General features: G+C 36.3%; 25 protein-coding genes, 1 pseudogene and 1 riboswitch. Of the genes and pseudogenes, 15 read left to right on the forward strand and 11 right to left on the reverse strand.

Annotation, left to right across the window (positions count from 1 at the left end; genetic code table 11):
• Positions 1-2: 2 nt before the first annotated feature.
• The 3 genes from JFT95_RS02610 (at position 3) to JFT95_RS02620 (ending at position 2,446) form a co-directional block, all read left to right on the forward strand.
• On the forward strand, positions 3-317 hold the full coding sequence (locus JFT95_RS02610; RefSeq protein ID WP_002063959.1) for a DMT family transporter: 315 nt from the start codon (positions 3-5) through the stop codon (positions 315-317).
• Between the two features lie 138 nt (positions 318-455).
• Positions 456-1,034 carry a TetR/AcrR family transcriptional regulator gene (locus tag JFT95_RS02615; protein WP_002063960.1) on the forward strand — a complete coding sequence of 193 codons (579 nt, stop codon included), beginning with the start codon at positions 456-458 and terminating at the stop codon, positions 1,032-1,034.
• A 209-nt stretch (positions 1,035-1,243) separates the two neighbouring features.
• On the forward strand, positions 1,244-2,446 hold the full coding sequence (locus JFT95_RS02620; RefSeq protein ID WP_002029989.1) for an MFS transporter: 1,203 nt from the start codon (positions 1,244-1,246) through the stop codon (positions 2,444-2,446).
• A 53-nt stretch (positions 2,447-2,499) separates the two neighbouring features.
• Here the strand turns inward: JFT95_RS02620 and JFT95_RS02625 are convergent, their stop codons facing one another.
• Complete coding sequence (locus tag JFT95_RS02625; protein WP_002166316.1) at positions 2,500-2,838, reverse strand: winged helix-turn-helix transcriptional regulator; 339 nt, start codon at positions 2,836-2,838, stop codon at positions 2,500-2,502.
• A 169-nt stretch (positions 2,839-3,007) separates the two neighbouring features.
• On the opposite strand from JFT95_RS02625, the gene JFT95_RS02630 reads away from it, so the two are divergent.
• The 3 genes and pseudogenes from JFT95_RS02630 to JFT95_RS02640 form a co-directional block, all read left to right on the forward strand.
• On the forward strand, positions 3,008-3,547 hold the full coding sequence (locus tag JFT95_RS02630; protein ID WP_033708820.1) for an ester cyclase: 540 nt from the start codon (positions 3,008-3,010) through the stop codon (positions 3,545-3,547).
• 19 nt (positions 3,548-3,566) lie between these two features.
• A complete protein-coding gene (locus JFT95_RS02635; RefSeq protein ID WP_012260382.1) occupies positions 3,567-4,115 on the forward strand; it encodes an NAD(P)H-dependent oxidoreductase in 549 nt (182 codons plus the stop codon).
• A gap of 12 nt (positions 4,116-4,127) precedes the next feature.
• Positions 4,128-4,493, forward strand: a pseudogene (locus tag JFT95_RS02640) (MFS transporter); the annotation flags it as partial.
• A 51-nt stretch (positions 4,494-4,544) separates the two neighbouring features.
• Here JFT95_RS02640 and JFT95_RS02645 read toward each other — a convergent pair.
• The 5 genes from JFT95_RS02645 to gapN all read right to left on the reverse strand — a co-directional run bounded on the left by JFT95_RS02645 (position 4,545) and on the right by gapN (position 10,427).
• Complete coding sequence (locus tag JFT95_RS02645) at positions 4,545-4,748, reverse strand: hypothetical protein (protein WP_002010828.1); 204 nt, start codon at positions 4,746-4,748, stop codon at positions 4,545-4,547.
• A gap of 251 nt (positions 4,749-4,999) precedes the next feature.
• On the reverse strand, positions 5,000-5,515 hold the full coding sequence (locus JFT95_RS02650; RefSeq protein ID WP_201051298.1) for a type 1 glutamine amidotransferase domain-containing protein: 516 nt from the start codon (positions 5,513-5,515) through the stop codon (positions 5,000-5,002).
• A 282-nt stretch (positions 5,516-5,797) separates the two neighbouring features.
• On the reverse strand, positions 5,798-6,997 hold the full coding sequence (locus JFT95_RS02655; RefSeq protein ID WP_201051299.1) for an ABC transporter permease: 1,200 nt from the start codon (positions 6,995-6,997) through the stop codon (positions 5,798-5,800).
• Between the two features lie 60 nt (positions 6,998-7,057).
• A complete protein-coding gene (locus JFT95_RS02660; protein ID WP_201051300.1) occupies positions 7,058-8,482 on the reverse strand; it encodes an amino acid permease in 1,425 nt (474 codons plus the stop codon).
• Between the two features lie 146 nt (positions 8,483-8,628).
• Positions 8,629-8,810: riboswitch (Lysine riboswitch) on the reverse strand.
• A 177-nt stretch (positions 8,811-8,987) separates the two neighbouring features.
• Positions 8,988-10,427, reverse strand: a complete 1,440-nt coding sequence (gapN, locus tag JFT95_RS02665; RefSeq protein ID WP_002010835.1) for an NADP-dependent glyceraldehyde-3-phosphate dehydrogenase — start codon at positions 10,425-10,427, stop codon at positions 8,988-8,990.
• A gap of 628 nt (positions 10,428-11,055) precedes the next feature.
• Between gapN and JFT95_RS02670 the strand changes: the two genes are divergently transcribed.
• From JFT95_RS02670 to JFT95_RS02690, 5 genes are all read left to right on the forward strand, one after another.
• Complete coding sequence (locus JFT95_RS02670; RefSeq protein ID WP_098635804.1) at positions 11,056-12,816, forward strand: ABC transporter ATP-binding protein; 1,761 nt, start codon at positions 11,056-11,058, stop codon at positions 12,814-12,816.
• Positions 12,813-14,813: an ABC transporter ATP-binding protein gene (locus JFT95_RS02675; protein WP_201051301.1), complete on the forward strand. Its 2,001-nt coding sequence runs from the start codon at positions 12,813-12,815 to the stop codon at positions 14,811-14,813. Before JFT95_RS02670 ends, JFT95_RS02675 begins: the two co-directional genes overlap by 4 nt.
• Positions 14,814-15,116: 303 nt before the next feature.
• Entirely contained in the window at positions 15,117-15,914 is a 798-nt protein-coding gene (locus JFT95_RS02680; protein WP_002030008.1) for an amino acid ABC transporter substrate-binding protein, read from the forward strand.
• Positions 15,901-16,599, forward strand: a complete 699-nt coding sequence (locus JFT95_RS02685) for an amino acid ABC transporter permease (protein ID WP_033706449.1) — start codon at positions 15,901-15,903, stop codon at positions 16,597-16,599. The genes JFT95_RS02680 and JFT95_RS02685 overlap by 14 nt, the downstream gene beginning before the upstream one ends.
• 28 nt (positions 16,600-16,627) lie before the next feature.
• Positions 16,628-17,362 carry an amino acid ABC transporter ATP-binding protein gene (locus JFT95_RS02690; protein WP_201051302.1) on the forward strand — a complete coding sequence of 245 codons (735 nt, stop codon included), beginning with the start codon at positions 16,628-16,630 and terminating at the stop codon, positions 17,360-17,362.
• A gap of 51 nt (positions 17,363-17,413) precedes the next feature.
• Here the strand turns inward: JFT95_RS02690 and sasP are convergent, their stop codons facing one another.
• Positions 17,414-17,617, reverse strand: a complete 204-nt coding sequence (sasP, locus tag JFT95_RS02695) for a small acid-soluble spore protein, SasP family (protein ID WP_000013349.1) — start codon at positions 17,615-17,617, stop codon at positions 17,414-17,416.
• Between the two features lie 490 nt (positions 17,618-18,107).
• Between sasP and JFT95_RS02700 the strand changes: the two genes are divergently transcribed.
• A complete protein-coding gene (locus tag JFT95_RS02700; protein ID WP_002087367.1) occupies positions 18,108-18,353 on the forward strand; it encodes a hypothetical protein in 246 nt (81 codons plus the stop codon).
• Between the two features lie 16 nt (positions 18,354-18,369).
• On the opposite strand, the gene JFT95_RS02705 is transcribed toward JFT95_RS02700, so the two are convergent.
• Together JFT95_RS02705 and JFT95_RS02710 are read right to left on the reverse strand one after the other, a co-directional pair.
• On the reverse strand, positions 18,370-19,830 hold the full coding sequence (locus tag JFT95_RS02705) for a YheC/YheD family endospore coat-associated protein (RefSeq protein WP_002030012.1): 1,461 nt from the start codon (positions 19,828-19,830) through the stop codon (positions 18,370-18,372).
• Between the two features lie 19 nt (positions 19,831-19,849).
• On the reverse strand, positions 19,850-20,902 hold the full coding sequence (locus JFT95_RS02710) for a YheC/YheD family protein (RefSeq protein ID WP_002140521.1): 1,053 nt from the start codon (positions 20,900-20,902) through the stop codon (positions 19,850-19,852).
• A gap of 125 nt (positions 20,903-21,027) precedes the next feature.
• On the opposite strand from JFT95_RS02710, the gene JFT95_RS02715 reads away from it, so the two are divergent.
• Together JFT95_RS02715 and JFT95_RS02720 are read left to right on the forward strand one after the other, a co-directional pair.
• Positions 21,028-22,173 carry a DUF445 domain-containing protein gene (locus JFT95_RS02715; protein ID WP_002140522.1) on the forward strand — a complete coding sequence of 382 codons (1,146 nt, stop codon included), beginning with the start codon at positions 21,028-21,030 and terminating at the stop codon, positions 22,171-22,173.
• Between the two features lie 143 nt (positions 22,174-22,316).
• On the forward strand, positions 22,317-22,670 hold the full coding sequence (locus tag JFT95_RS02720) for a YlbF/YmcA family competence regulator (RefSeq protein WP_201051303.1): 354 nt from the start codon (positions 22,317-22,319) through the stop codon (positions 22,668-22,670).
• 154 nt (positions 22,671-22,824) lie between these two features.
• On the opposite strand, the gene JFT95_RS02725 is transcribed toward JFT95_RS02720, so the two are convergent.
• Both JFT95_RS02725 and JFT95_RS02730 read right to left on the reverse strand, forming a co-directional pair.
• Entirely contained in the window at positions 22,825-23,421 is a 597-nt protein-coding gene (locus tag JFT95_RS02725) for an NDxxF motif lipoprotein (RefSeq protein WP_201051305.1), read from the reverse strand.
• 24 nt (positions 23,422-23,445) lie between these two features.
• A complete protein-coding gene (locus JFT95_RS02730; protein WP_002188462.1) occupies positions 23,446-24,003 on the reverse strand; it encodes an HAAS signaling domain-containing protein in 558 nt (185 codons plus the stop codon).
• 412 nt (positions 24,004-24,415) lie between these two features.
• Between JFT95_RS02730 and alsS the strand changes: the two genes are divergently transcribed.
• Complete coding sequence (gene alsS / locus JFT95_RS02735) at positions 24,416-26,104, forward strand: acetolactate synthase AlsS (protein WP_201051308.1); 1,689 nt, start codon at positions 24,416-24,418, stop codon at positions 26,102-26,104.
• Positions 26,105-26,107: the final 3 nt, after the last annotated feature.

The following is a 26,107-nucleotide window of genomic DNA, read 5'->3' on the forward strand; positions in this document are numbered from 1 at the left end:
AAATGGGTTGGATTTTCGTATTTTTTGCTGCAATTAGTGAAATAGTCGGTGTGATAGGCCTTAAAATGTATAGTAAAGATAAGACGTTAACAAATGGAGCGATTTATATAGGTGGATTTGCAACTTCCTTTGCATTCTTATACACATCTTTCTTGTTCTTACAAGTAAGTGTAGCTTATGCGGTTTGGATTGGCATTGGAACAGCAGGAGCTGTTTTATTAAATATGTTTCTGTTTGGTGAATCGAAAAGTAAGGCACGTTTGATTAGCGTAGCTCTTATCGTATGTGGAGTTACGGGATTAAAGGCTCTTTCATAAGAAAAGGATATTAAAGTTAAATCTCCTAACGATTTGTTGGGAGATTTTTATTATGAAAAGTGCACGATGATTGACAGTACAGCTAGTTATTTTATAAAATGAGTGACAGTCATTCAATACGCGTGTGAAAGGGTTTAGATGATGAATAAAAAAGAAAAAATTGTCTATGCAGCTATTGAAGTGTTTCAGGAAAAGGGCGTTGAAAAAACGAAGATTTCTGATATCGTGAAATTGGCTGGCATTGCACAAGGAACTTTCTATTTATATTTTCCTTCTAAGTTATCTGTTATGCCTGCAATAGCAGAAGTGATGGTTGAGAAGATGATACTTGCAGTGAAAGAAAAAGTACAGAACGATTCACCTTTTTCAAGTAAAGTTGAGCAAGTAATAGATGCAGTATTTACCTTTATAGCTGAATATCGTGAAATACAAGCATTAATGTATGCGGGCCTTGCATCAACTGAACATATAAAAGAATGGGAAGCTGTATATGAGCCTCTTTATATATGGCTAAGTGACTTTTTAAGTGAGGCAAAAGAATCAGGTGAAATTCGTGATTCGGTTCACGCAGAGCGAACAGCGAAGTTATTTATCGCTCTTGTTGAATCAGCAGCGGAACAAGTTTATTTATATGATCATAAAGATGATGAGCAAGTCGAGCTACAAAAGGCAGAAGTACTAGATTTTTTAACACATGCACTACATATAAAGAAGTAGTAAGATGAACCTGTCTGAAAAGGTAGGTTCATTTCTGCGGGAAACTGAATGATAGTCATTCACCCTGTGTTTATGTATGTGTGGAAGGATAGAGTGAAATTCTAATGAGTGGGGACATCTTTACTCAGTATGAGCCACAAATAGCAGGATAAAGAAAAAGCTTTTTGGGCATTATTTTTGAGAGGAACTACGGGAAGAGGTGTTAAAAATTGAAGAAACCGATAAAAGAACAAAAGATGGTATTGATCATTCTTTTGAGTAATATATTTATCGCTTTTTTAGGGATTGGATTAATCATTCCGGTTATGCCATCCTTTATGAATGATATGAATTTAACAGGAAAGACGATGGGTTATCTCGTTGCAGTGTTTGCGATGGCGCAGCTTATTACTTCACCTATTACGGGTCGTTGGGTCGACATTTACGGTAGGAAGAAAATGATAATCATTGGATTATTTATTTTTGGTGTTTCAGAGCTTCTTTTTGGATTAGGTACAGATGTGTGGATGCTTTATGCAGCGAGGGTGTTAGGCGGAATTAGTGCCGCGTTTATTATGCCGGGTGTTACGGCATATGTTGCTGATATTACTTCTATTCAAGAACGTCCAAAGGCGATGGGCTATCTTTCAGCAGCTATCAGCACCGGATTTATTATAGGGCCTGGAATCGGCGGGTTTATTGCAGAATACGGTATACGTGTGCCGTTCTTTGTGGCAGCAGTGATTGCCTTTGTTGCATGCGTGATTTCTATATTTATTTTGAAAGAGCCGTTAACGAAAGAAGAACTTGCAGAGATTTCTGCTAATACGAAAGAATCCAGCTTTATCGGAGATTTAAAGAAATCATTAAATCCAATGTATGCAATCGCATTTATTATTGTATTTGTACTCGCATTTGGATTATCAGCATATGAAACTGTTTTTAGTTTGTTTTCTGATCATAAATTTGGTTTTACACCGAAAGATATTGCTGCAATTATTACGATTAGCTCCATCTTTGGGGTAGTTGTGCAAGTATTTATGTTTGGCAAATTGGTTGACATGTTCGGTGAGAAAGTATTAATTCAAATATGTTTAATTGTAGGTGCAGTATTAGCATTCGTCTCAACTGTAGTCTTTAATTATTGGAGTGTACTTCTCGTTACTTGCTTTATTTTCCTAGCATTTGATTTACTTCGTCCAGCTTTAACGACGTTTTTATCAAAAGCAGCTGGAAAAGAGCAAGGATTCGTTGCTGGTATGAACTCAACGTATACGAGTTTAGGAAATATCGCAGGACCAGCGATGGGCGGAATATTATTTGATATAAACATTAATTATCCATATGCATTTTCAGGTGTTGTTTTAATCGTTGGTCTCGGCATTACATTTATGTGGAGAGAGAAACAGCTAGCTCAAAGTTTTGCGAAGTAATGTAGTGAATAACGAAAAGCCTCTTACTATTTTTATGGTAAGGGGCTTTTCGTTTATAAACTTAATCCAAACCGCTTTAATTCAATAAATATCCCCTCTAATTGCTTTCCTTTATCCGTTAACGTGTACTCTACGCGAGGTGGAACTTCTGGGTATACTTTTCTCGTTATAATCCCTTGTGCTTCCAATTCTTTTAGGCGAAGTGATAATGTTTTCGGACTAATCCCGTCCATTGATTTTTGTAAATCGCTAAATCTTAATGTTCCTTCGATAAGAAGATCGCGAATGATTAAAAACGTCCATTTTGTACTAATTACGTCAAGAGTTTTAGCGATAGGACAAGGTATACCAGGTAAACCTTTCGTTAATACAACTGGATCTATATTGCTCATGGAAATAGCCTCCATAAAAATTTTTTTAATGAATTTGCCTTATCGTATCACAAAACTATCTTTTTGGTAACTATATGAAAAAAATATCACTACTTCCATAAAGGAAGTTACTGCATATACAATAGCAATAAGAAATACAAAGGGTTTGTATGAAGAGGAGGTGATTTCCATGGTTATGAAAAAGCTGTTTATGTTACTTAGTTTTTTTGTCATTTGTATTGTGCTTGTAGCATGTAGTGGTGAGCAAAAAACTGAAATTCAGTTATTAAAGGAAATGCCGAAGCCAAAAGCAATGACAATTGATTCTTCATTAAGTAAAAAGGAAGCGACAGAAATCGTGCATGCAGCTCAGCGTTTTTATGCATTTTGGGATACAGGTAAAGAGGAGCTTATTCCGCAGACGGTTACTGAAAATTTTTTCGATAACACACTGCCGAAAGGTCGACCACAAGGCACTGAAGGATTAAAGCTTGCGGCGCAAAATTTTCGCAAAGTCGTTCCTGATATACATTGCGAGATTGAAGATTTATTAGTGGTTGGTGATAAAGTAACAGCTCGTCTTTCTTTTACAGGAACTCATAATGATAAGAAAATCAATTTTTTTGCAATTGATATTTTGCATGTGAAAGACGGAAAGATAACGGAAGATTGGCATTTAGAAGATAATCTTACGCTGAAGCAGCAACTCGGCTTAATAGCTGAAGAGTAAAATAAGGGAGAGAAAAGTGATGAAAAATATATTCATTATAAATGGGCATGAAAAATACGGTACGAAAGAAGGACGATTAAATAGAACGTTAGTTGATTATATGGTAACTGTGTTAAGTGAGAATCATTATGTGAAAACAACAACGATTCAAGATGGATACAGTATTAAGGAAGAGCAAGAAAAGTTTTTATGGGCTGATGTTGTAATTTATCAAACACCTATTTACTGGTTTAGTGTACCGGGATTATTTAAAACGTATATGGATGAAGTGTATGAATACGGTTTGTTCTTTAAAGGTGCAGATGAATACGGAACAGGTGGTTTATTAAAAGAGAAGCAGTATATGTTTTCTACAACTTGGAATGCACCTGAAAAAGCATTCGGAGATAAGACGAAGTTCTTTGAAGGAGAAAGTTTAGAATCAGCACTTAGTCATTTACATCGTGTGCAGAAGTTTCTTGGTATGAGTCCGTTAAAGAGTTTTGCTTGTTATGATGTGGTGAAAAATCCTACTGTTGAGAAGTATTTAGAGAACTTGAAGAACCATTTAGAAGAAGTCATTCAATAATTACAGTCATAATATGTAGGCTTATTCATTTATACAATTGGATTTACAATACTCGGAGTGAGCTATAGTTTATGGATCTTATTAATCGCAGGGATTTTCCAAACTGTAGGAGAGATGATGTATGTGCCAGTTCGTCAATCTATTATGGCAGATATGGTGCCGAATGAGGCAAGAGGCTCTTATATGGCGATTAACGGAATGGTCTTTCAAGTTGCGAAAATGAATGGTGCATTAGGTGTTATGCTAGGGTCATTTATTGCATCTTGGGGCATGAGCGCTCTATATTTCATCGTTGGTATGAGCAGTATTTTATTATTTATGAAGGCGATAGGGAAAGAGAAGTATCAGAATGAAGGAAATGTTTCTCAGATTGGATGAAACTATATAAAAGCGAACCAGTTATACTGGGACTCGCTTTTTATATAATTTTTAAAACGGATCAACTTCAGCTAAATCAGGATTGGCGTTAGGGTTTGTTAATAAGGTTTTCAGCTCACCTACTTCTGAGAGAGCGACGAGGATATAACCACTAATAAGGACGATGAGTCCGATGACTCGTAATGTTTGCAATTTAATGTCACGGCTATTTTCTTCTGAGTTGTTTTGGGGCGTTGCAGGCGGATTGTTGTTCATAATAGAGCTCCTATCTTTTTTATTTATATGTGCGAAATCATTATTTAACTTATGGATAAGAATTGTATAGTCATTTTCACTATATGAGAACTGCCTATGAAAAGTGATTAGAAATTTTGGGACGAGAAAAGAGGCTGTCTCAAAAAATCATTAAAGATGAAGAAATGTTTCATATGGTGTTAATTTTGTTTTTTACAAATAAAAAGGTTAACCAAAGTAGTTATTTAGCTACTTTGGTTAACCTCTAATAACTACCCTAATATACGCAATGATTCTTCAATAAACATTGGGATGTCCTCCGGTTGTCTACTTGTTACTAGCTGATTTTGGCATACAACCACTTCTTTATCATGAAAATTTCCACCGGCATTTTTCAAATCGACCTCAATGGATTTATATCCAGTCACATCGCGTCCTTCAAGTGCTTGTGCAGTGATGAGTAATTGGGGGCCGTGACAAATAGCAAAAACAGGTTTTTTCGCATCCATAAATGCTTTGCTGAAGCGAACAAAACGTTCATCTGCACGAAGTATATCTGGGGAAAATCCGCCTGGTATAAAGAGGGCATCAAAGTTCTCTGGAGAAACATCATCAATACTTTTATCAATTAAGACTTCACTTTTTCCTTGTTTACCGTGTACCGTTTTACCTTTTTCCATTTCAATAGTTGTTAATTCGTATCCCTTTTGATTAAAAGCTTCTACTGGCTCTGTGTATTCTGTGTCCTCGAAATAATCCGTTATTAAAATAGCAATTTTTTTACTCATTGCAATCAGCTCCTTATATTATATAATCGGTTCCAGAATCGTCCTTGAGCAACGCCTTTTATAAAGTGAAACCTTAATTCATATTTCTTCATTCCCTCCAGTTCCTTTGCCCTGTTAATTTAATAAATACCCTTTTTATTAGGACGTAAACATGTATTATCGTTTTTGTATGTAAAAATCATAAAATATCGGTTGTTTCAGTGATTCTTGTTTGAGGAAGAAAAATAAAAAAGCCAAGGAGGTAATTTATTTTCTCCTTGGCTTTTAAGATAATTCTTTTCGTTAAAACGAAGAAACGCGTTGCTTCGTTTTTGGTACAATAATAAATTTGATCCAGATTAACCCGATAATCATAATGATAAGACTATGTGAAAATTGCCCTGTAGCAATGAGTATAATACTTGAAAATACAATGAGTTGAATACTTAGCAATATAAAGATTAAGCGGAGAAATTGATTCATTCGTTTTTCAGTATCAATTGGATATAATGCTACAATAATATTTCCCGAAAAATATTTCCACAGAGAACGAAGCTGCATAGAAATCATATATAGGACGATATAAGCGATAGCACCTTTTACATATATATTCGGAATGAAATATAGAGCGAAAGCACCGATCAACCCTAAGCGAATATATATACCGAAATAATCATTACCGCGTAAAAATGCTAGTGTATGTAAATAGAAGAAAGTTGCTCGTTTTTTATGTAATAAAGGTTCAATCCAATTTGTAAGCCATTTTCTTTTATTTACTTGCTTATTCAGTTGCGGAACATCAGTGAAGATGCTAGCGAATTGATAGAAACGTATGTCCATTTTTTCTTCTTGCTCAATTATGTATTCCCACGGTATTCGCTTTGTGGGCTGTTTTTTTGTATATAGGAGTAGGAAGGCAAGAAGTAATAGTAAGCCTCCTAGCACAATGATATTTGCAGTATAAAACAGCATGTAAATGATCAGGGCGTTACAAGCAATGCGAATGATAAACCATATGCTTTTTTCATAACTATCACGCCACATCCAATGTATGTATATGTTCCAGCCCTTTAGAATCATTAAAATTATAAAGATTGTACATAAGAAAGGTACGGTTAGTTGTAATGATTGCATGGCAAGCGGTACGATAACAAGGAACGTAAATATAAGCGGGAAAAGCTGAATGATGTAATTATATAGAAGAGATTTTTTAAAATAAGATGTTAATTTCTCTTCTAATGCAAGTAAATAGACAGCGTCCGGTTTTTGAATAAATGTGCGAACTTGGCATCTCGTTACAATGAGTGTAAGTACGATCGTGATGAGTAATAAAGATATTCCTTTAGAAGGATCCGTTTTAAGAAACTTAGCGTAATAATATGCACCTACACATGAGACGAAGATGAAGCTATATAGTAAACCGTTAATCATACGTGCAAAGTATGTGATGGCATTTTGAATATGTTGTTGAAAGCGAGAGCTCCATAGTGATTCGATTGACATGTTTTTCACCTCTTTTTTCTATTATATATGTTTTATAAAGTAAAAAACGAGCAAATTGCGTTACGCAACTTGCTCGTTTTTCTTTTCTTTATTTTTTTTCTGATCACGATTCATTAATGGATAGAAGGCAAAGCCAATCCCGAATAAACCAATTCCGAGAAGAAATGTTTTTATATCGGATGCTCCTGTTTTAATAACCCATAGTGCATAGCAAAGTGCGATAACTGCAACTACACCATCCATAATTCTTGAACCCATTTCATTTTTATATGTTTCACCAGTTGCGACTAGTTTTAACTGGAAGATTGGTGAAACGAGATATGGAATGAGGTAGGCCAGTGTTGATACGGTAATAACGAATGTATAAGCTTCCGCAATTGTTCCTGATAATGTTGAGAATAAGAACACTTGCGACATAATGTTTGTTAATCGTAGTGAATGAATTGGACTTCCTTTTTTATTCGTTTTTGCGAAGAAGGAAGGGAAGAAACCTTCTTTTGCTGCTTGATAAGGTACTTCTGAGCTTAATAAAATCCAGCCTAATATTGAACCGAATAGGGAAGTAAGAGCAAGTAATGCCATAAGTTTCCCGCCGCCATGACCCATTGCAGCGTTTAATGCATCTGCTAATGGACGTTCAGAAGCTTGTAATTTATCAACGTGAAGTACACCCATTGTTAAAATTGTAATTCCTAAGTAAATTGCAACTGTGATAAGTAATCCTGTAACAGTTGCGCGTTTTACCGTTTTTGGAGAGGTAGCTCGGTTTGATAAAAGAACGGCTGATTCAATCCCGATAAATGCCCAAAGTGTTGTAAGAGCGGCTAAATTTACTTGTGAAAGGAGACCGTGTGATACGCCTTCTTTATCGATCATCGGTGTGTACCATTGTCCAAACTTTGAAGCTTCGAACGCAAACAACGTAACAATGATGAATAGAAGGAATCCAGTTACTTTCGTTGTTGTTGCTAAGAAGTTTAGTTTCCCAGCTCCGCTTACACCGTTTGTTAATATTAAATGAGTTCCCCAAAGTAAGACGGAACAAATAGTAAATGTAATGAGCTTTCCAACTTCAATATCGAACGAGCCGATTGAAAATAATAGTCGCGTATCTTTCATAATCGGGAAGAAGAGTGATAAATATCCCGCGAAAGATGTAATGATGGCAACGTTACTTGCCCAGTTTGCAACCCAATATCCCCATACCATGCTGAAACCAGCCATTTTCTTTCTTTTTGGTGTTGAGAATAAAGCATATGCATGACTTTGTGGTCCTGTCGTTAAATCAGGACGACGAATTGCTAAATTACCGAAAACAAGAGCTAGCATTAAAACACCAAACCCTGTTGTTAACCAAGCTAAAGTGACACCGAGTGGGCTTGCTGTTTGTGCTAACGTACTTGGCACCATGAAAATACCAGCGCCAACCATGTTACCGACAACGAAAGCTGTTAGTACCCAAAAGCCCCATTTTTTTTGTTGCATAGAAAATACCTCCAAAGTTAGTATAACCAAGTCAAGCGAGGAGATATGTATGTCTTCCTGATAAGGAAGAGAAGTTCCAAACAAAACAAAAAAAGCACGTAATCTGCCGCTACATGCTTTCTATCTTATAAGAAACCCACGACATACCTCTCGATAGCTCTCCACAAACGAAACGTTTGTGACAGTTCTGCACTTATTAAATGCAGACCCAGCAAGCGTGTATGGTGGACACGACTTACTTCGGCAATCATTCCTTTCTCATTTCTTCATCAATGCCACTACATCTCCTGAAATGATACTCTTAATGACTGCAACCTCTACCTCACCGAGATACGAATGAGGATTTATGTATTAAATTAACATGTTTAAGAGTAACAAATGTATTTTTATACGTCAATGGATATAGTAATAATCAGATTATAGAGAAGAATTCGTTATTAGGTTCTGGAGGGTTTTAACTAAAAAGCAGCTGACCTAAATATTAGATCAGCTGCTACATATAAGATTAAACTAAGTTTAATACAGTTACTTTTTGACGAGTCATAGACTCAAGGCTCTTACGAATACCTTGTGCGCCCATACCTGAACCTTTTACACCGATGAATGGGAAGTGGTCAGGGCCGCGCTCTGTGCGTCCGTTAATTTGAACAGAACCAGTGTCGATTTTGTTAGCAATTGCAAATGCTTTGTTAATGTCTTTTGTGAAGACACTTGCTTGCAGACCGAACTCTGATTTGTTAGCAATTTCAATCGCTTGTTCGTCAGAAGAAACACGGATGATTGGAAGGATTGGGCCAAATGGCTCTTCCCAAGCAACTTTCATTTCTTCTGTTACGTTGTCGATTAATGTTGGATAAATTAGGTTGCGCTCACGTTTGTTACCGATAACGATTGTTGCACCTTTTTCAGCAGCATCGTCAATTAAACCTTGAACGAAGTCAGCAGATTTGTCGTCGATTAATGGAACGATTGTGCTGTTTTGTTCTGGAGATCCAACTGATAGTTCAGCTACTTGCTCTTTTAATAAGCCAGCTAGTTCGTCTGCTACATTTTCATGTACAAGTACACGCTTAATAGCTGTACAACGTTGACCTGAGTAAGAGAATGCACCGCTTACGATATGCTTTGCAGCTTCTTGTAAGTCTGCATCTTCACAAACGATACCAGGATCTTTACCACCAAGTTCTAATACAAGTGGAATCATCGCAGCTTTTTTCGCTAAATGTTTACCTGTATTTGTACCACCTGTGAACGATACCATATTTACGCCAGGATGTTCTACTAAGTAGTCACCAATTACAGAACCGCGTCCTGTAGCTACGTTTACAAGACCTTTTGGAAGGCCAGCTTTGTGAAGTGCTTCAACCATTTTAACACCGCTAATTGCACCTTGAGTTGCTGGTTTGAAGATAACAGCGTTACCCATAATAAGTGCTGGTGCAAGTTTTGCAGCAGATAAGTTTACTGGGTAGTTAAATGGTGCAATTGCTAATACAACACCAAGTGGTGCGCGCTGAATAATCGCAAGTTTAGATTTAGATCCACCAGGGAAGCTATCACCCATCATGCTTTCACCGTGCATGTGAAGTGCTTCGTCAACTGTATAACGAATTAAGTCAGCTGTACGAACGACTTCTTTTTGCGCATCTTTATAGCCTTTACCGACTTCTTTCATAATGATATCGGCAATTTCATCTTGCATATTTACGAGCTCATCAGCCCATTTATATAAATATTTTGCGCGATCTTGTAGAGAAGCTTCAGCCCATGATTTTTGAGCTTCTTTTGCAGATGCAATTGCCTCATCTACTTCTCCTTGAGTAATTGCTTGTACTTGCCCAATTACTTCGTGTAAGTATGGAGATGGAATGTCGATTGTTTGACCTGAAGAGCTTTCTCTCCATTCTCCGTTTAAATAAAATTTGTACGTATTGCTAGTTGTCATGATTAGTCCTCCTAAAATAGCAACTTGTAAGAGTGAGTATAAGGTGATTGTAGGTGGTTTGATAATATTTTTCAAATGAAATGTTTGTGAAAACGATTTCTTACTATTTTTTTATTTTGTATGCCCTTTCTTACAGAAGATTCTCTTATTTCAAACTGAATTGTAAGTAGAATGCATCACTTTTATTTTTTGTGATAAAAGATTATTTTATTCTAAAGCGAAAAAAACAATTGACAGAATACTCAATAAAGTTGTAAGATTATAAATGGAAAATAAATGAAGGGGGTGTGCGTAATGATTGTAATCGTAAATGTAATGGGCTTAGCTCTGTTAAATGGCGGAAAACATTCATATCATTACGCAACCCGTGCGGATATATAGGACCTTTTTGTCTTATGAGAAGCGTACGTTGCGTATATCGTAACGTACGCTTTTATGCATTCTATTGCATATCGTCAAGCGGCGGTATGCTTTTTTTTGTTTGTTTTCCTTGTTACTATAAAAAACCAGAATTTGGAAGGTGGAAAAATGTGATGAAATTGTATGGCTTACGAAATGTAAATGTGATGGGTTTGGATAGCGGATAAAGAAATGTGAATCAAACGGGAACGAGAAAGGAGAGGTTATATTGTTTTCAGTATTACTAAAGTTAAGCTGGTTTTTTAGAGAGCATTGGAAAAGGTATAGTATTGCAATTGGGGTACTTTTAATTGTAAACGTGATAGAGGTAATTCCACCGAAAGTGTTAGGAATTACAATTGATAATATTAAAACGGGAGCCTTAACGAACGAGGCGATTATGCAATATATTCTTATTTTACTTGGGGTAACGATTGGTGGGTATGTACTTACTTTCATTTGGCAGCACCAACTATTTGGCGGTGCGTTCGTACTTGAGAAAACGATGCGTTCAAAATTTATGGGGCATTTACTTAAGATGACACCGACGTTTTATCAAAAAAATCGTACTGGCGATTTAATGGCGAGAGCGACAAATGATTTAAAAGCAATCTCCATGACAGCTGGTTTTGGTATATTAACGCTCGTTGATTCTAGTCTATATATGCTTACAATCGTTTGTATGATGGGCTTTTCAATTAGTTGGCAGTTAACATTTGCTGCGCTTATACCGCTTCCGATTATGGCGTATGCGATGAATAGATACGGAAAGAAGTTGCATGAAAGATTTACAGTCGCGCAAGATGCGTTCGGGGATATGAACGATAAAGTACTTGAATCAATTGCGGGTGTACGCGTTATTCGTGCGTATGTACAGGAGAATGCTGATCAAGAAAGGTTTCATCATTTAGGAGATGACGTATACGAGAAAAATATGAGAGTAGCAAGAATCGATGCATTATTCCAGCCAACTGTAAAAATGCTCGTCGGTCTTAGTTATTTAATTGGTTTAGTGTACGGTGCATATCTCGTATTCCAATCAAAGGTGACACTTGGTGAGCTCGTTTCTTTTAACGTCTATTTAGGGATGATGATTTGGCCGATGTTTGCAATTGGTGAATTGATTAATGTTATGCAAAGAGGAAATGCGTCGCTCGACCGTGTAAATGAAACGTTAGCTTATGAACCGGATGTAAAGAATCCGAAAGATCCAAAGGTTGTACAAGAGCCAGATTACATTGAATTTGATAATGTTACTTTTTCATATCCTTCATCAATTGAAACAAATTTAAAAAATGTTTCGTTCTCATTAAAACAAGGAGAGACACTTGGAGTTGTTGGGAAAACAGGAAGCGGGAAAACGACGCTCGTTCGTCAGCTTCTTCGTCAATATCCACTCGGGGAAGGGGATATTGCGGTTTCTGATGTGAAGCTAGATAAAATTACGAATGATAACGTACTTGGCTGGATTGGGTATGTACCTCAGGAACACATTTTGTTCTCAAAAACAGCGAAGGAAAATATTTTATTCGGAAATAGAGAAGCGACTGAAGAAGAACTTGAAAAAGCGATTGAAATAGCTGCGTTTAAAAAGGATTTAGAGTTTTTACCGGAAGGTTTAGAAACGCTCGTTGGAGAGAAAGGTGTTTCTTTATCAGGTGGGCAAAAGCAAAGGATTTCGATTGCGAGGGCTGTTATTCAAAATCCGGAAATTTTAATTTTGGACGATTCTTTATCAGCTGTTGATGCTCGTACTGAAGCGGCAATTATTGAAAACATACGAACAGAAAGAAGCGGGAAGACGACGATTATAACGACGCATCGTTTGTCAGCAGTGCAGCATGCTGATTGGATTCTCGTTATGGATAACGGTGAGGTTATTGAAGAAGGCTCGCATGAAGCGCTCGTTCGAAATGGGGGCTGGTATGCAGAGCAGTTCGAAAGACAACAAGGTGAAAGTGAAAGTACGGATAGTGGGGTGAAAATATGAGTGTTTCAAAACGATTGTTTCAATACGCGATGAAAGTAAAAGGGCCGATTTTTGCAGCGATGGCGATGCTATTTGTTTTCGTTATTGCAGAACTCGCGGGTCCTTTCGTCGCAAAAACGATGATCGATGAGCATATCGTTGGAATAGAGAGACCCTGGTATGAAACAGAAAAGAGTGAGGATGCTGTTTTATATAATGGCGCCTTTTATAAGCGAAGTGATCGCTTTGAACAAGGTGAGCAAAAAGGGAAAGAAGTCCGAGTGATTCAAGTTGGTTTTCAGTACTATTTTGTACCGAATAAAATAACGCTTGAAGGAACTCGTTCTGTTAAGGGTGATGTGCTTACAGTACAAAGTGGTAAGGCAGTGCAGGTTTATAAAACGAAAGCCTTAACGAAAGAGGAAGTATTTGCGTTTTATAAACCAGAAATAAATCGGTTACTACTACTTGGCGGTGGATATTTCGCTTTATTAGTAGTCGTATCATTATTTGCTTACGGAAAGCAGTTCTTCTTACAGAAGGCGGCAAACAAAATTATTCAAATTATGAGGGAAGACGTCTTTTCCCATATTCAAACGTTGCCAATTCGTTATTTTGACCATTTACCAGCAGGGAAAATTGTATCGCGTGTAACGAATGATACAGAAGCGATTCGTGATTTATATGTAACAGTGCTTGCGACATTCGTCTCTAGTATCATCTATATTATCGGGATTTTCGCTGCGCTATTTTTACTTGATGTAAAACTGGCGGCACTATGCTTACTCATCATCCCAATTTTAATTGTTTGGGCGATTATGTATAGAAAGTATGCGTCTGTATACAATCATAAAATGCGTTCGCGTTTATCGGATATTAACGGAACAGTGAATGAATCAATTCAAGGGATGCCAATTATTCAAGCATTTCGTCAAGAACATGAAACGAAGAAGGAATTTGAAGAGTTAAATGGTGATTATTTTAAATATCAAAATAAAATTTTAAATTTAAATGCAGCAACTTCGCATAATTTAGTGTCTGTATTAAGAAACATCGCTTTTACAGGTGTAATTTGGTATTTCGGTGGTGCTTCATTAAGTGCTTCTGGCCTCCTTTCTCTAGGGATACTGTATGCTTTCGTCGATTATTTAACGAGATTGTTCTCGCCAATTACGAACATGGTGAACCAACTGGCTAACTTAGAGCAATCGCGTGTTGCATCAGAGCGCGTCTTTGAATTGCTAGAGGAAAAGGGAGAGGCAGTAGAAGAAGAACGTATGCCTCGCTTAACCGGAAATGTGAAATTCGATAATGTTTCGTTTTCTTACAATGGAAAAGATGAAGTATTAAAAAATATTTCTTTTGAAGCGAAACAAGGGGAGACAGTGGCACTTGTCGGTCATACTGGATCAGGAAAAAGTTCCATTATGAATGTGCTCTTTCAGTTTTATGAATTTCAAAAAGGGAAGCTTACGATTGATGGTCATGATGTAACAGAGATGCCGAAACAAGCAACACGTGAACATATGGGAATTGTATTGCAAGATCCGTTTTTATTTAGCGGGACAGTGGCATCCAATGTAAGCTTAGAAAATGAAAAAATTTCAAAAGATCGCATCGTAAAGGCGTTACGTGATGTTGGTGCGGAAAGGTTTGCGAACAATATAGATGAAAAAATTACGGAGAAAGGAAGTACACTTTCAACCGGAGAACGTCAGCTTATATCGTTTGCTAGGGCACTTGCTTTTGATCCTGCTATTTTAATTTTAGATGAAGCGACTTCCAGTATTGATACAGAAACAGAAGCGATGATTCAACAAGCGCTAGAAGTTGTGAAAAAAGGACGAACGACGTTTATTATCGCTCATCGTCTTTCAACAATTAAGAGCGCTGATCAAATTATTGTGCTTGATAGAGGAACGATTTTGGAAAAAGGTTCCCATGATGAATTAATGAAAAAGCGCGGGCGTTATTACGATATGTATAAAACGCAAATGGAAGGAAACCAGAGTGCTTAATTTTTAGAAGAACTTGCGATTTTCGCAAGTTCTTTTTTGATAGGATTGTCCGCTTAGAAGTTAATATATTTCACCGGCTGAAAAACTTATAAATAAGTAGGTATTGTTTTACCTTTTTCTTTATAAATGCTATATTAAAAAATGTTACTTATTTTTTGTATGTAGCGCTATTTTTCCATTTTGTTTGATTATGAAGAAAAAGGTTAAACTAAATAAGAACATTTTCATTGAAAAATTGTTCGAAATTGCATACAATCAATATAGTTTTTAAATTCCTATCAGAATACTTGGAGGACTACTATCATGAAAAAATTATTTTCAGTGCTTGCAGTAACTACATTAGCGATTGGGATTGTAGCGGGCTGCGGTAAAGAAGAGAAAAAAGATACAGCTAATCAAGATGCATTACAGAAGATAAAACAAAGCGGTGAGCTTGTAATTGGTACAGAAGGTACATATCCACCATTTACGTTCCACGATACAAACGATAAATTAACTGGGTTTGACGTTGAATTAGCAGAAGAAGTTGCAAAACGTTTAGGTGTAAAGCCTGTATTTAAAGAAACACAATGGGATAGCTTACTTGCAGGAATAGATGCAAAACGTTTCGACATGGTTGCGAACGAAGTTGGTATTCGTGAGGATCGCCAAAAGAAATATGACTTCTCTAGTCCATATATTTCTTCTTCAGCAGCATTAGTTATTGCGAAAGATAAAGATAAACCTGCTACATTTGCTGATGTAAAAGGATTAAAAGCAGCACAATCTTTAACAAGTAACTACGCAGATATTGCTAAGAAAAATGGTGCGGAAATCACAGGTGTAGAAGGATTTAGCCAAGCAGCAGAATTATTAAGTTCTGGCCGCGTTGATTTCACAATCAATGATAAATTATCAGTGTTAAACTATTTAGAAACGAAAAAAGATGCAAAAATTAAAATTGTAGATACAGAAAAAGAAGCGTCACAAAGTGGATTCTTATTCCGTAAAGGTAGCGACAAACTTGTACAAGAAGTAAATAAAGCGTTAGAGGATATGAAAAAAGATGGTACGTACGATAAAATAACGAAAAAATGGTTCGGTGAAAATGTATCTAAGTAGCGCATTGATGTCAGATCGATTGTCTACTTGGATAGATATTATGCAGACTTCCTTCGCGCCTATGCTGAAGGAAGCTGTCTTTACGACAATTCCGTTAACGCTTATTACATTTATTATCGGTATTATACTTGCGACGTTAACAGCGCTCGCACGTATTTCAGGTAGTCGTATTTTACAATGGATTGCTCGTATCTATGTATCTATCATTCGCGGAACGCCACTTCTTGTACAGTTATTTATTATTTTCTATGGTCTTCCAACTCTTAATATTGAAGTTGAGCCATATACAGCAGCAGTTATTGGATTTTCATTAAATGTAGGTGCATATGCATCTGAAATTATTCGTGCTTCTATCCTTTCAATCCCGAAAGGACAGTGGGAAGCAGCTTACACAATTGGGATGACATACCCGCAAGCATTAAAACGTGTTATTTTACCACAAGCAACACGCGTATCAATTCCGCCGCTTTCGAATACATTTATTAGTTTAGTGAAGGATACTTCATTAGCGTCGTTAATTTTAGTAACAGAAATGTTCCGAAAAGCGCAGGAAATTGCGGCAATGAACTATGAGTTTTTAATTGTTTATTTTGAAGCAGGTCTAATTTATTGGGTAATTTGCTTCTTATTATCTATCGTGCAACAAATATTAGAAAAACGTTCAGAACGTTATACTCTAAAATAACCCTTTCATAAAAGGAGTTTTTGTTTTTATGATTTCAATTCAACATTTACAAAAAAGTTTCGGAGATAATACCGTATTAAAACATATAGACCTATCAGTTGAGAAGGGCGAAGTGGTTGTTATTATCGGGCCATCTGGATCTGGTAAAACGACATTCTTGCGTTGTCTCAACGTGTTAGAAACGCCGAACGCTGGTAACATTCGCATCGGCAATAAAGAGCTCGATTTCTCTCAAAAAGTATCGAAGAAAGATATTGTAAATCTTCGTACGCAAACAGGTATGGTTTTCCAACACCATAATCTATTTCCTCATTTAACAGCAATTCACAATGTAATGGAAGGGCTCGTTACAGTGAAAAAGATGGGGAAAGAAGAAGCGAAGAAAAAAGCAAACTATTTCCTTGAAAAAGTTGGTCTTGCGGATAAAGTAGACTTATATCCGTTCCAATTATCAGGTGGACAACAACAGCGCGTTGGAATCGCTCGTGCGCTTGCGATGGAGCCGGAAGTTTTACTATTTGATGAGCCAACGTCAGCACTTGATCCTGAGCTAGTTCAAGAAGTTTTAAAGGTTATGAAAGAACTTGCTAAAGAAGGAATGACGATGATCATTGTAACGCATGAAATGCGCTTTGCTCATCAAATTGCGAACCGTGTTATTTTCATGGATGGCGGTGTCGTTGTCGAACAAGGTACACCGGAAGATGTATTTACAAATCCAAAAGAAGAACGAACGAAGAAGTTTTTACAAATGTTGCAATAAATTAAGGAAGGTCTCAAGGCATATGCCTTGAGACCTTTTTGCCATATATATTTATTTTTGGAATCCGCCAAGGCTTTGCTCAGCCATTGCAACTAGACGTTTTGTAATTTCTCCACCAACAGAACCGTTAGCGCGAGCCGTAGAATCTGCTCCTAATTGTACACCAAATTCTTGAGCGATTTCGTACTTCATTTGATCGATTGCTGCTGTTGCACCTGGTACTACTAATTGATTGTAAGAACTTTGGTTTGCCATAGGAATATATCCTCCTTAGAGTTATAAAAATTTTTTTGGTTGGACTAGCTGGATTTGAACCAGATTATCGCCCCGTTTGGCGCTAATCCATCGGTAATTAAGTTTGTACTCATAGTATGGATGTTACCTAGAAAGATATACAAAAAAATAATTTGTAAATTTTGTAAAAAATATTTCATCATTTCGTAAATTATGAAATAAGAGTAATCGTTGTATTTTTAAGAAAGAAGGCTAAACTAAGAGCGAAATCATATGCGTTTTTTTCTTTGTATAACCAGCTTGGCTTACTTAACTTATGATTTGTTAAAGTGAGACAGATTCCAGTTTAGTAAAATGAAAATTAAATTGGGAGCAACTACATAGTTCTGTTTTAACCCAGGATGGGGCAGAAAAAGGAACTGACCGCGTCTATGCACGGCTAGATGCTCTCTTCAATCTAAAAAAAGGGCTTTTTAATTGTTTTTAAACGATAACGTATGGAGGAATCATGATGGGAATTTGCCCGCTTTGCAACGCGCTAGAATCACAAACATATTCTTGTCAAAATTGCCAAGGTATACTCCAAGATTATGGGAAAACTGTAGATTACATAGACGATTACAGTGCATATATGGATCAAGAATTATTAAGTGCAGTAGACGGTTTAACACATAATAATTCACAGGAGTATTGCAATCATGTTTTTTATTGCGGAGTATGTAATGTGGAAACAGAAGTTGTAGTGAAGCTCGTTTAAAACAAAAACTTCCACCTTATGAAGGAGGTGGAAGTTTTTGTTTTTGTATTTGTGAGTTAATCATAGGGGAAGGGATGTTTTCGGTATGTGACGAAGGATCTGATTTTATTTGTGACATTTTTTCTTTCTTGTCGCGCAAAGAGTGTTCAGTTAAATAGATGGCATATTCATAAAATAATTGGCGCGTAAGTTCACTTTGTTCTTTTAACTTTTCATCTTGGAATACAGTTCGCCCCGGTTTAGAATTTGCTTCAAATAGCCACGGGTTTTCCGTGGTGTCTAAACCAATGTCAAAACCAATTTCTCCAATGTTCCCGGTTACTTGCCCATCAAGTGCATAACTGATTTGTAAGGCTGTTTGTTTTAGTTTATTTTCAATTTGAACTTGTTTTGTTGAATCAGGAAATAGTTCCTGAAGTAATTTCGTATCACCGCCGCTATTTACATGAGTTGTTAAGCTACCTTTGCCGGCGATTTTTGCGACGATTGCACTGACTACCCAATTACCAAAATGGTTTTTATTTGTATGAATGCGAAAATCGACGGGTTGCCCTTCGAAGCGGAGCAGTGAGATACCTTGTTGTACGATAAACTTTTTTAAATCATGTCCTTTTAACACATGGTTAAGAAGGGCTTCTAATGATTGATACTTTCTTAGTTTGTTTTGTTCATTTTCACGATAACGACAATAGTAGCAATTATCAGTTTGAGAATAGAGTATTTGATGAATATTTCTTCCGAAGCTACCGTGTATTGGTTTCATATAAATGTACTTATACGTACCGAGAAGTCGTTCTACTTGTTCAAAATGTTGAAATACTTCTGTATTTGGTAAGAATGGTTTAATTGAATCTTCTTTCATTAAAAGTTGATGCACTTCCCATTTATTGAAAAATCCCGGATTAAACCACGGAATCGCATAGTCGCTTTCTAAACGTTTTTTTGCTCTTACGATAGGTTTGTAATTTTCTGCTTGCCGATTTGGTAATCGGTCGTAAATGACATTTGGTAAAGGGACTTTGTTTTTTACCCATTTTCCTTCTTGAAAGAAGTACCCTTCAATTGTTTCCTCTTCCCAGTTTATATGTTGAATGCCAAAGACAAATACAAATGGCTGCAATGTGAATGGTGGTGTTAATAACTCACTGAGAGAGATGGAACGACTTCCTAAAGGAGAATTAGAATCATCGTTAAAGCCAGTTGTGAAAATCCCGATTAATGGGCCGAAAACAATGGTTTGATTGTGTAAGAAGGCATGGATTGTTGCTGAATGCGGTAGTAAAAGATCGGCTGCAATCTGTTCGCCAATAATAATTTCTCGCGTGAATGAATAATGAATTTTAATATTCTCACATGTAATATAACGTAAGCCAAAGAAAAAGGATGTAATTGGTGGTGTAATAGAAAAAACGTAAGGTAAAGTAATACTATTTGGATGCTCATCTGAAATACTTAATGTATATATGTGCTCTTTCAACGGGGATTTCCTCCTTTCGTTATGGTGTAAATCGGCTAAACTTTAATGGACCATGAAAAATTTGTTCAGCCAGTTCGTCGTTGTACCTAGTATAAACATCGTAAGAAGGCATCGTATTGACGTACATAAGCCAAATGGCACCTTTTTGATCCATAATGGTAGAAAGCTCTAGTTCAAATAATGAAGAATAGGACTGATCGAGTGTTTTAAACACTTCATTTACAACATCATGTAAAGCATCTTTTAATAATTGAACGCCAGTTGGAGAAAGTAAATATTTAATTTTAGAAAATGGATGTAACATAGAACGTTCTGTTGCTGAAAGTAAAAATTGTGCTGGGAATGAAGATTTTTGTATAAATTGACCGAGCACTTGCCAATTCTGTTCTTTATTTTTTTGCATAATGGTTCGAATATGAATCGGATATGATAGTTGATTTGGAGGTTGTAACATTGGATGAATCATATAACGGAATGAGTGTATGTTCGATTTGCACCATGATATAAATTTATCTGTTCGTTTGAATTGAGTAGAAGTATGATGTTGTTCATTTATTGTATCGATATGAAATGTTTTATTTTTGTAAGTGGCCCGATATAAATTTTCATTGGAGTGTATATTGATTGGTCTTATAATAATATCTCTTGTTTCTAGTAGTAATTTAAAAATTCCTTGTACTGTTCCTTTTATTATTTTTGGTACGTAAGGGGAAAGACGTTTATTAGTAAGAAAAAGATTGTGTAAATCGCTTGGGTTAATAAGTGTGTTGTTTAAAAAAGTAGTGGAAGAACGTTTGTGTAATGAATGAATAATCGCATTTGCTTGTTGGAATTCCTCATCCTCTTTGAAATGACAACGATCATATATATATGAAGGAATGGGAAAGGTTTGATCTATCCAATTTCCTGTATCTGTATCGTAAATAAGACCAGAAACAAGATCTGTCTTTGAATCAATGCTAAACGGTGTGAATTGGGCAACGACGTTATGATAAAGACGAGCTCGCTTAGCGATTTCGGTGTAATACGTTTGCTCGTGATGGAGCCCGGAAGTTAAAAGACCAAGAACCAACGAAATCACTCCTTTAGTAATAAGATGTTTGCATTATAGGCGAAGCTATATATTGCAAATACGTTTTTATACCATTATACTTTTGTCCGTATGATGATATGCTATAGTTTTGGAGAAGTGAAAGGTTGATTGTGATGAATATATGGTTAAATATGTTAATAACGACAGGGCTCGGGGCAATTATTGGAGGATACACAAATCATTTAGCGATAAAAATGTTATTTCGTCCTCATCGTCCTATTTATATTGGGAAGTTTCAAGTTCCATTTACGCCAGGGTTAATTCCGAAGCGCCGCGATGAGCTTGCTGTTCAATTAGGTAAAATGGTTGTAGACCATTTGTTAACACCAGAAGGAATCGGAAAAAAACTAACAAATAAAGAGTTTCAAACCAGTTTAATTCGCTGGACACAAGTGGAAGTTGATAAAGTAATTACAAATGAACAGTCGTTACGGGATATGTTAGAAAAATGGAATTTAGAACATGTAGAAGAAGAGGCGATCGGGAAAATCGAACATGTTATTACAGAAAAAATTCATGCATTTTTAGCAGAGTACTATACATATACATGGGAACAGGCGTTACCTCATTCTGTTCATGAAAAAGTAGAGAATGCGATTCCGAATGTAGCATCTTTTATTTTAAAAAGAGGAATTAGCTTTTTGGAAAGTGAAGAAGGAAAGGAACGCCTTTCAAAAATGATTGATGACTTTTTCGCTTCTCGCGGGACGCTGCTTAACTTAGTTGGTATGTTTTTAGGGAATGTAAGTTTAGTTGATCGCGTGCAGCCGGAAGTCATTAAGTTTTTAGGACAAGATGGAACAGAGCGTCTGTTAACTGATGTACTGCAAAAAGAGTGGGAAAAGTTAAAAGGAAGAGACGTAAAAGAATTAGAAACGTTCGTAGAGAAAGAAATGATTGTGAACTCCATATTGTCAGCGGTTAAAGTAGAGGAAACAGTGAGTAGATTTTTAAATCAGTCTGTTCAGCAAGTATGTGAGCCAGTGCGAGAAACAATCGTTGGAAAAGTGGTCCCTAGCGCAGTAGAGAAAGGCTTGAAGTGGGGGACAGAAAATGTGGGAAGTATATTGGGAAATCTACAGCTTGCGGAAATTGTCCAGCAAGAAGTATCTACATTTTCAACAGAGAGACTAGAAGATCTCGTATTGTCCATTACAAAAAATGAGTTAAAAATGATTACATATTTAGGGGCGTTATTAGGAGGAACAATTGGATTTATTCAAGGGTTGTTACTCTTGTTCCTTAAGTAATAAAGATGGGTGCATAGAAATAAAAGTGAAATTTCTTCCCATCTCTTGCATAGTTTGATATGGTAGGAAGAGGTGCGTATGTAAATGCACTTAAAAGGCAGTGCGAGCGAAAAGCGCTAGCCTTCTAAAGGAGGAAAAATAAAATGACAAAAAACATTCATGATGTTGCATATGAATTACAAAAAACAATCGCTGAAAACGAAAATTTCCAAACATTAAAAGCAAGCTACGCAGCAGTACAAGGAGATGCAGAGTCAAAGAACTTATTCGAAGAGTTCCGCACGATGCAACTTGGCTTACAACAAAAAATGATGCAAGGCCAAGAAATCACTGAAGAAGACAACCAAAAAGCACAAGAAGTTGTAGCTCGCATTCAACAAGATGCAAAAATTACAAAGTTAATGGAAACTGAGCAACGTTTAAACATCGTTATCACTGACGTTAACAAAATTATCATGAAGCCACTTGAAGAATTATATAGCGCGCAACAAGCGTAATGATAGAAGACGCTCCTAGTATGGGGGCGTTTTTTTTGTGTAGGAAATTTGATAGTCCTTCCACAAAAAAATCCCCTTCAAAATAGCCATGTGTTAGTGACTGTTTTGAAGGGGATATATGATGTATCTTTCAATTTCTCTTTTACATATATAATTACTTGTTGAAATACTCAGTTCTAATATTTTTTTCTTTCAAAAACTTTTCAATTTCTTTTTGCTTCCTACCATTAACTTTCTCAAAGCGTTTTGTAAAAGAAAAATCAGTTTTGAATAAGTTACCATCTTGCGCGAGTTTGTCTAATTCGTCCTCTAGTTCTACTAAAAGTGCCGTAGATGCTGAAATAAAGTCATGAATTTCCTTCGAAGGCTTTTTGTAATCATCAGGGATCGTATTGTTACTAATAAAATCATGGAAATTCGCATCATTTTGTTGCGCTAAATCTACTAGTTGCTTTAATTTCTCTCGGTCGGATTCCGTGACATTCTCGTCAGACATAGATGATGAAAGTGGAACGATGTTTTCGTCTAACTCTCCGCTATAATCTAAATAAATTTTTATATTTTGTTTCATTTCGTCTTCGTTAATCGTTTCATTCTTTTTTGAGGAAGTGAATATAGTTTCTGGAATTTTTATCGTTACATCTTTAATAGATTGCACATCGTTTTCTTCCTTAGGTTGTGCACTGTTTGAACAAGCTGATAGAAATAAAATTGTAAGTAACATGAGTAGATATAAAGTATACTTCTTCATTTTAATCTCCTTTTATATTCATTATTATCTTTGTAAAATAGCTATATTCCATTTCAAATACTTTACTAAAGTTGCGTATAGATGTTTTACCATTTGGTAAGATATGACGGATATGAGTAAACCGCTGCAAAAAGCGATGAACACATTGTAAACATCGGAATAACTAATTTGATGAAACCCTTTAAAAAATCCTAACCCTATTAATAAAATAGGTGAAATGATTAATAATGGAGTGGCAATGATAAGGGCTAGAAGAATCGGTAATAAAAAGAGTAGTACGAAAAAGGCGATAATGATAAAGGCAAAGTTTAAAACACTTAAGCTCATAACAGAAAATAGTGCGGTTATCATATTTTTGAAGCTTCGTTTATTGTCCGCGTTTTGTATTGCATAGGAAACATTAAGTTCTTTAGCAATAGTTTTAGGGTCTCCTAGTTTCCTGGAAATTTCTTCTTCAGATTTCCCATCCTGTTTAGCACTGATAAAATGAGTTTCATACTCTGAAATAATATCTTTCTTTTCTAAACTAGGCATATTCCGCAGGGAAGAACTAAGTTGTTCCAAAAATTCACTTTTGTTCATAACAATCACTTTCCTTTATAAAATGATGAATTACAGCTGAGAATCCTATCTTTTGAAAAGGGGGATACGAATTACAAAGTTCGTTCCAATTACTGGGTATTCCAATATTTACAAATATATCATTTAGTAGTGTTCTTTGCAAGGTACTATAATCTTATTAATACTGTGATTAGATGGAATTTTTTCGTGCATTTTTAGAGGAGATATAAAAATATTATTTTAGGATAAACAAAGGGTTATAAGCGTATTCCTTAGAGGTTGTCAAAAAACTGTCAAATTCATATCGTTGGAAAAATAATGCATTTGTACTATAATGATAAACGAGATATATTACACTATGTTAATTAATGTGGTGAAGTATATAAAATTAAAATCTTTATTACACACATTATGAAATAAAGGGATGATTAGTTTGAGTACAGGTGTAAAAGCAAACGACGTGAAAACAAAAACAAAAGGAGCAGATCTTGTTGTTGATTGTTTAATTAAACAAGGTGTTACACATGTTTTCGGTATTCCAGGAGCGAAGATTGACTCTGTATTTGATGTACTGCAAGAAAGAGGACCAGAGTTAATTGTTTGTCGTCATGAACAAAATGCAGCATTTATGGCAGCTGCTATTGGTAGATTAACAGGGAAACCGGGCGTATGTCTTGTAACTTCAGGACCAGGGACATCAAATTTAGCGACAGGTCTTGTTACTGCGAATGCGGAGAGTGATCCCGTTGTTGCTTTAGCTGGTGCAGTTCCGCGTACAGATCGATTAAAACGTACGCATCAATCTATGGATAATGCTGCATTATTCGAACCAATCACTAAATATAGCGTAGAAGTCGAGCATCCTGATAATGTACCAGAAGCACTTACTAATGCATTTCGAAGTGCTACTTCTACAAATCCAGGAGCAACACTTGTAAGTCTTCCGCAAGACGTTATGACTGCGGAAACGACAGTAGAATCTATCGGTGCGCTTTCTAAGCCACAGCTTGGAATCGCTCCCGCAAATGAAATTACATATGTAGTAGAAAAAATAAAATCAGCGGAATTACCAGTTATTTTACTCGGTATGAGAGCAAGCACCAATGAAGTAACGAAAGCAGTTCGTGAGTTAATTGCTGGTACAGAACTTCCTGTTGTTGAAACATATCAAGCAGCTGGTGCAATTTCGCGTGAGTTAGAAGATCATTTCTTCGGCCGTGTTGGATTATTCCGTAACCAACCAGGTGATATTTTACTAGAAGAAGCAGACCTTGTTATTTCGATCGGTTATGACCCAATCGAGTATGATCCGAAATTCTGGAATAAACTTGGCGATAGAACAATTATTCACCTTGATGATCACCAAGCAGATATCGACCATGATTACCAACCAGAGCGTGAATTAATTGGCGATATCGCTTTAACTGTAAATAGCATTGCGGAGAAATTACCGAAGCTTGTATTAAATACGAAATCAGAAGCAGTTTTAGAACGATTACGCTCGAAATTATCAGAGCAAGCAGAAGTTCCAAATCGTGCTTCAGAAGGTGTTACGCATCCACTTCAAGTCATTCGTACACTTCGTTCTTTAATTAGTGACGATACAACCGTTACATGTGACATCGGTTCCCATTCTATTTGGATGGCAAGATGTTTCCGTTCTTATGAACCACGTAGACTATTATTTAGTAACGGTATGCAAACGTTAGGTGTTGCACTTCCTTGGGCAATTGCCGCTACTTTAGTTGAGCCGGGTAAAAAAGTTGTTTCAGTGTCAGGTGATGGTGGTTTCTTATTCTCTTCGATGGAGTTAGAAACAGCGGTACGTTTAAATGCACCGGTTGTACATCTCGTTTGGAGAGACGGTACATATGATATGGTTGCGTTCCAACAAATGATGAAATACGGTAGAACATCAGCTACAGAGTTTGGCGATGTTGATCTTGTGAAATATGCAGAAAGTTTCGGAGCAATAGGTCTTCGTGTCAATACATCAAACGAATTAGAAGGTGTATTGAGAGAAGCGTTAGAAGCAGAAGGTCCTGTCATTATTGATATTCCAATTGACTACCGTGACAACATTAAATTAAGCGAAAAATTATTACCAAACCAATTAAACTGATGG

This window comes from Bacillus sp. TH17 (genome assembly GCF_016651125.1).
GTDB classification, from domain to species: Bacteria; Bacillota; Bacilli; order Bacillales; family Bacillaceae_G; genus Bacillus_A; species Bacillus_A mycoides.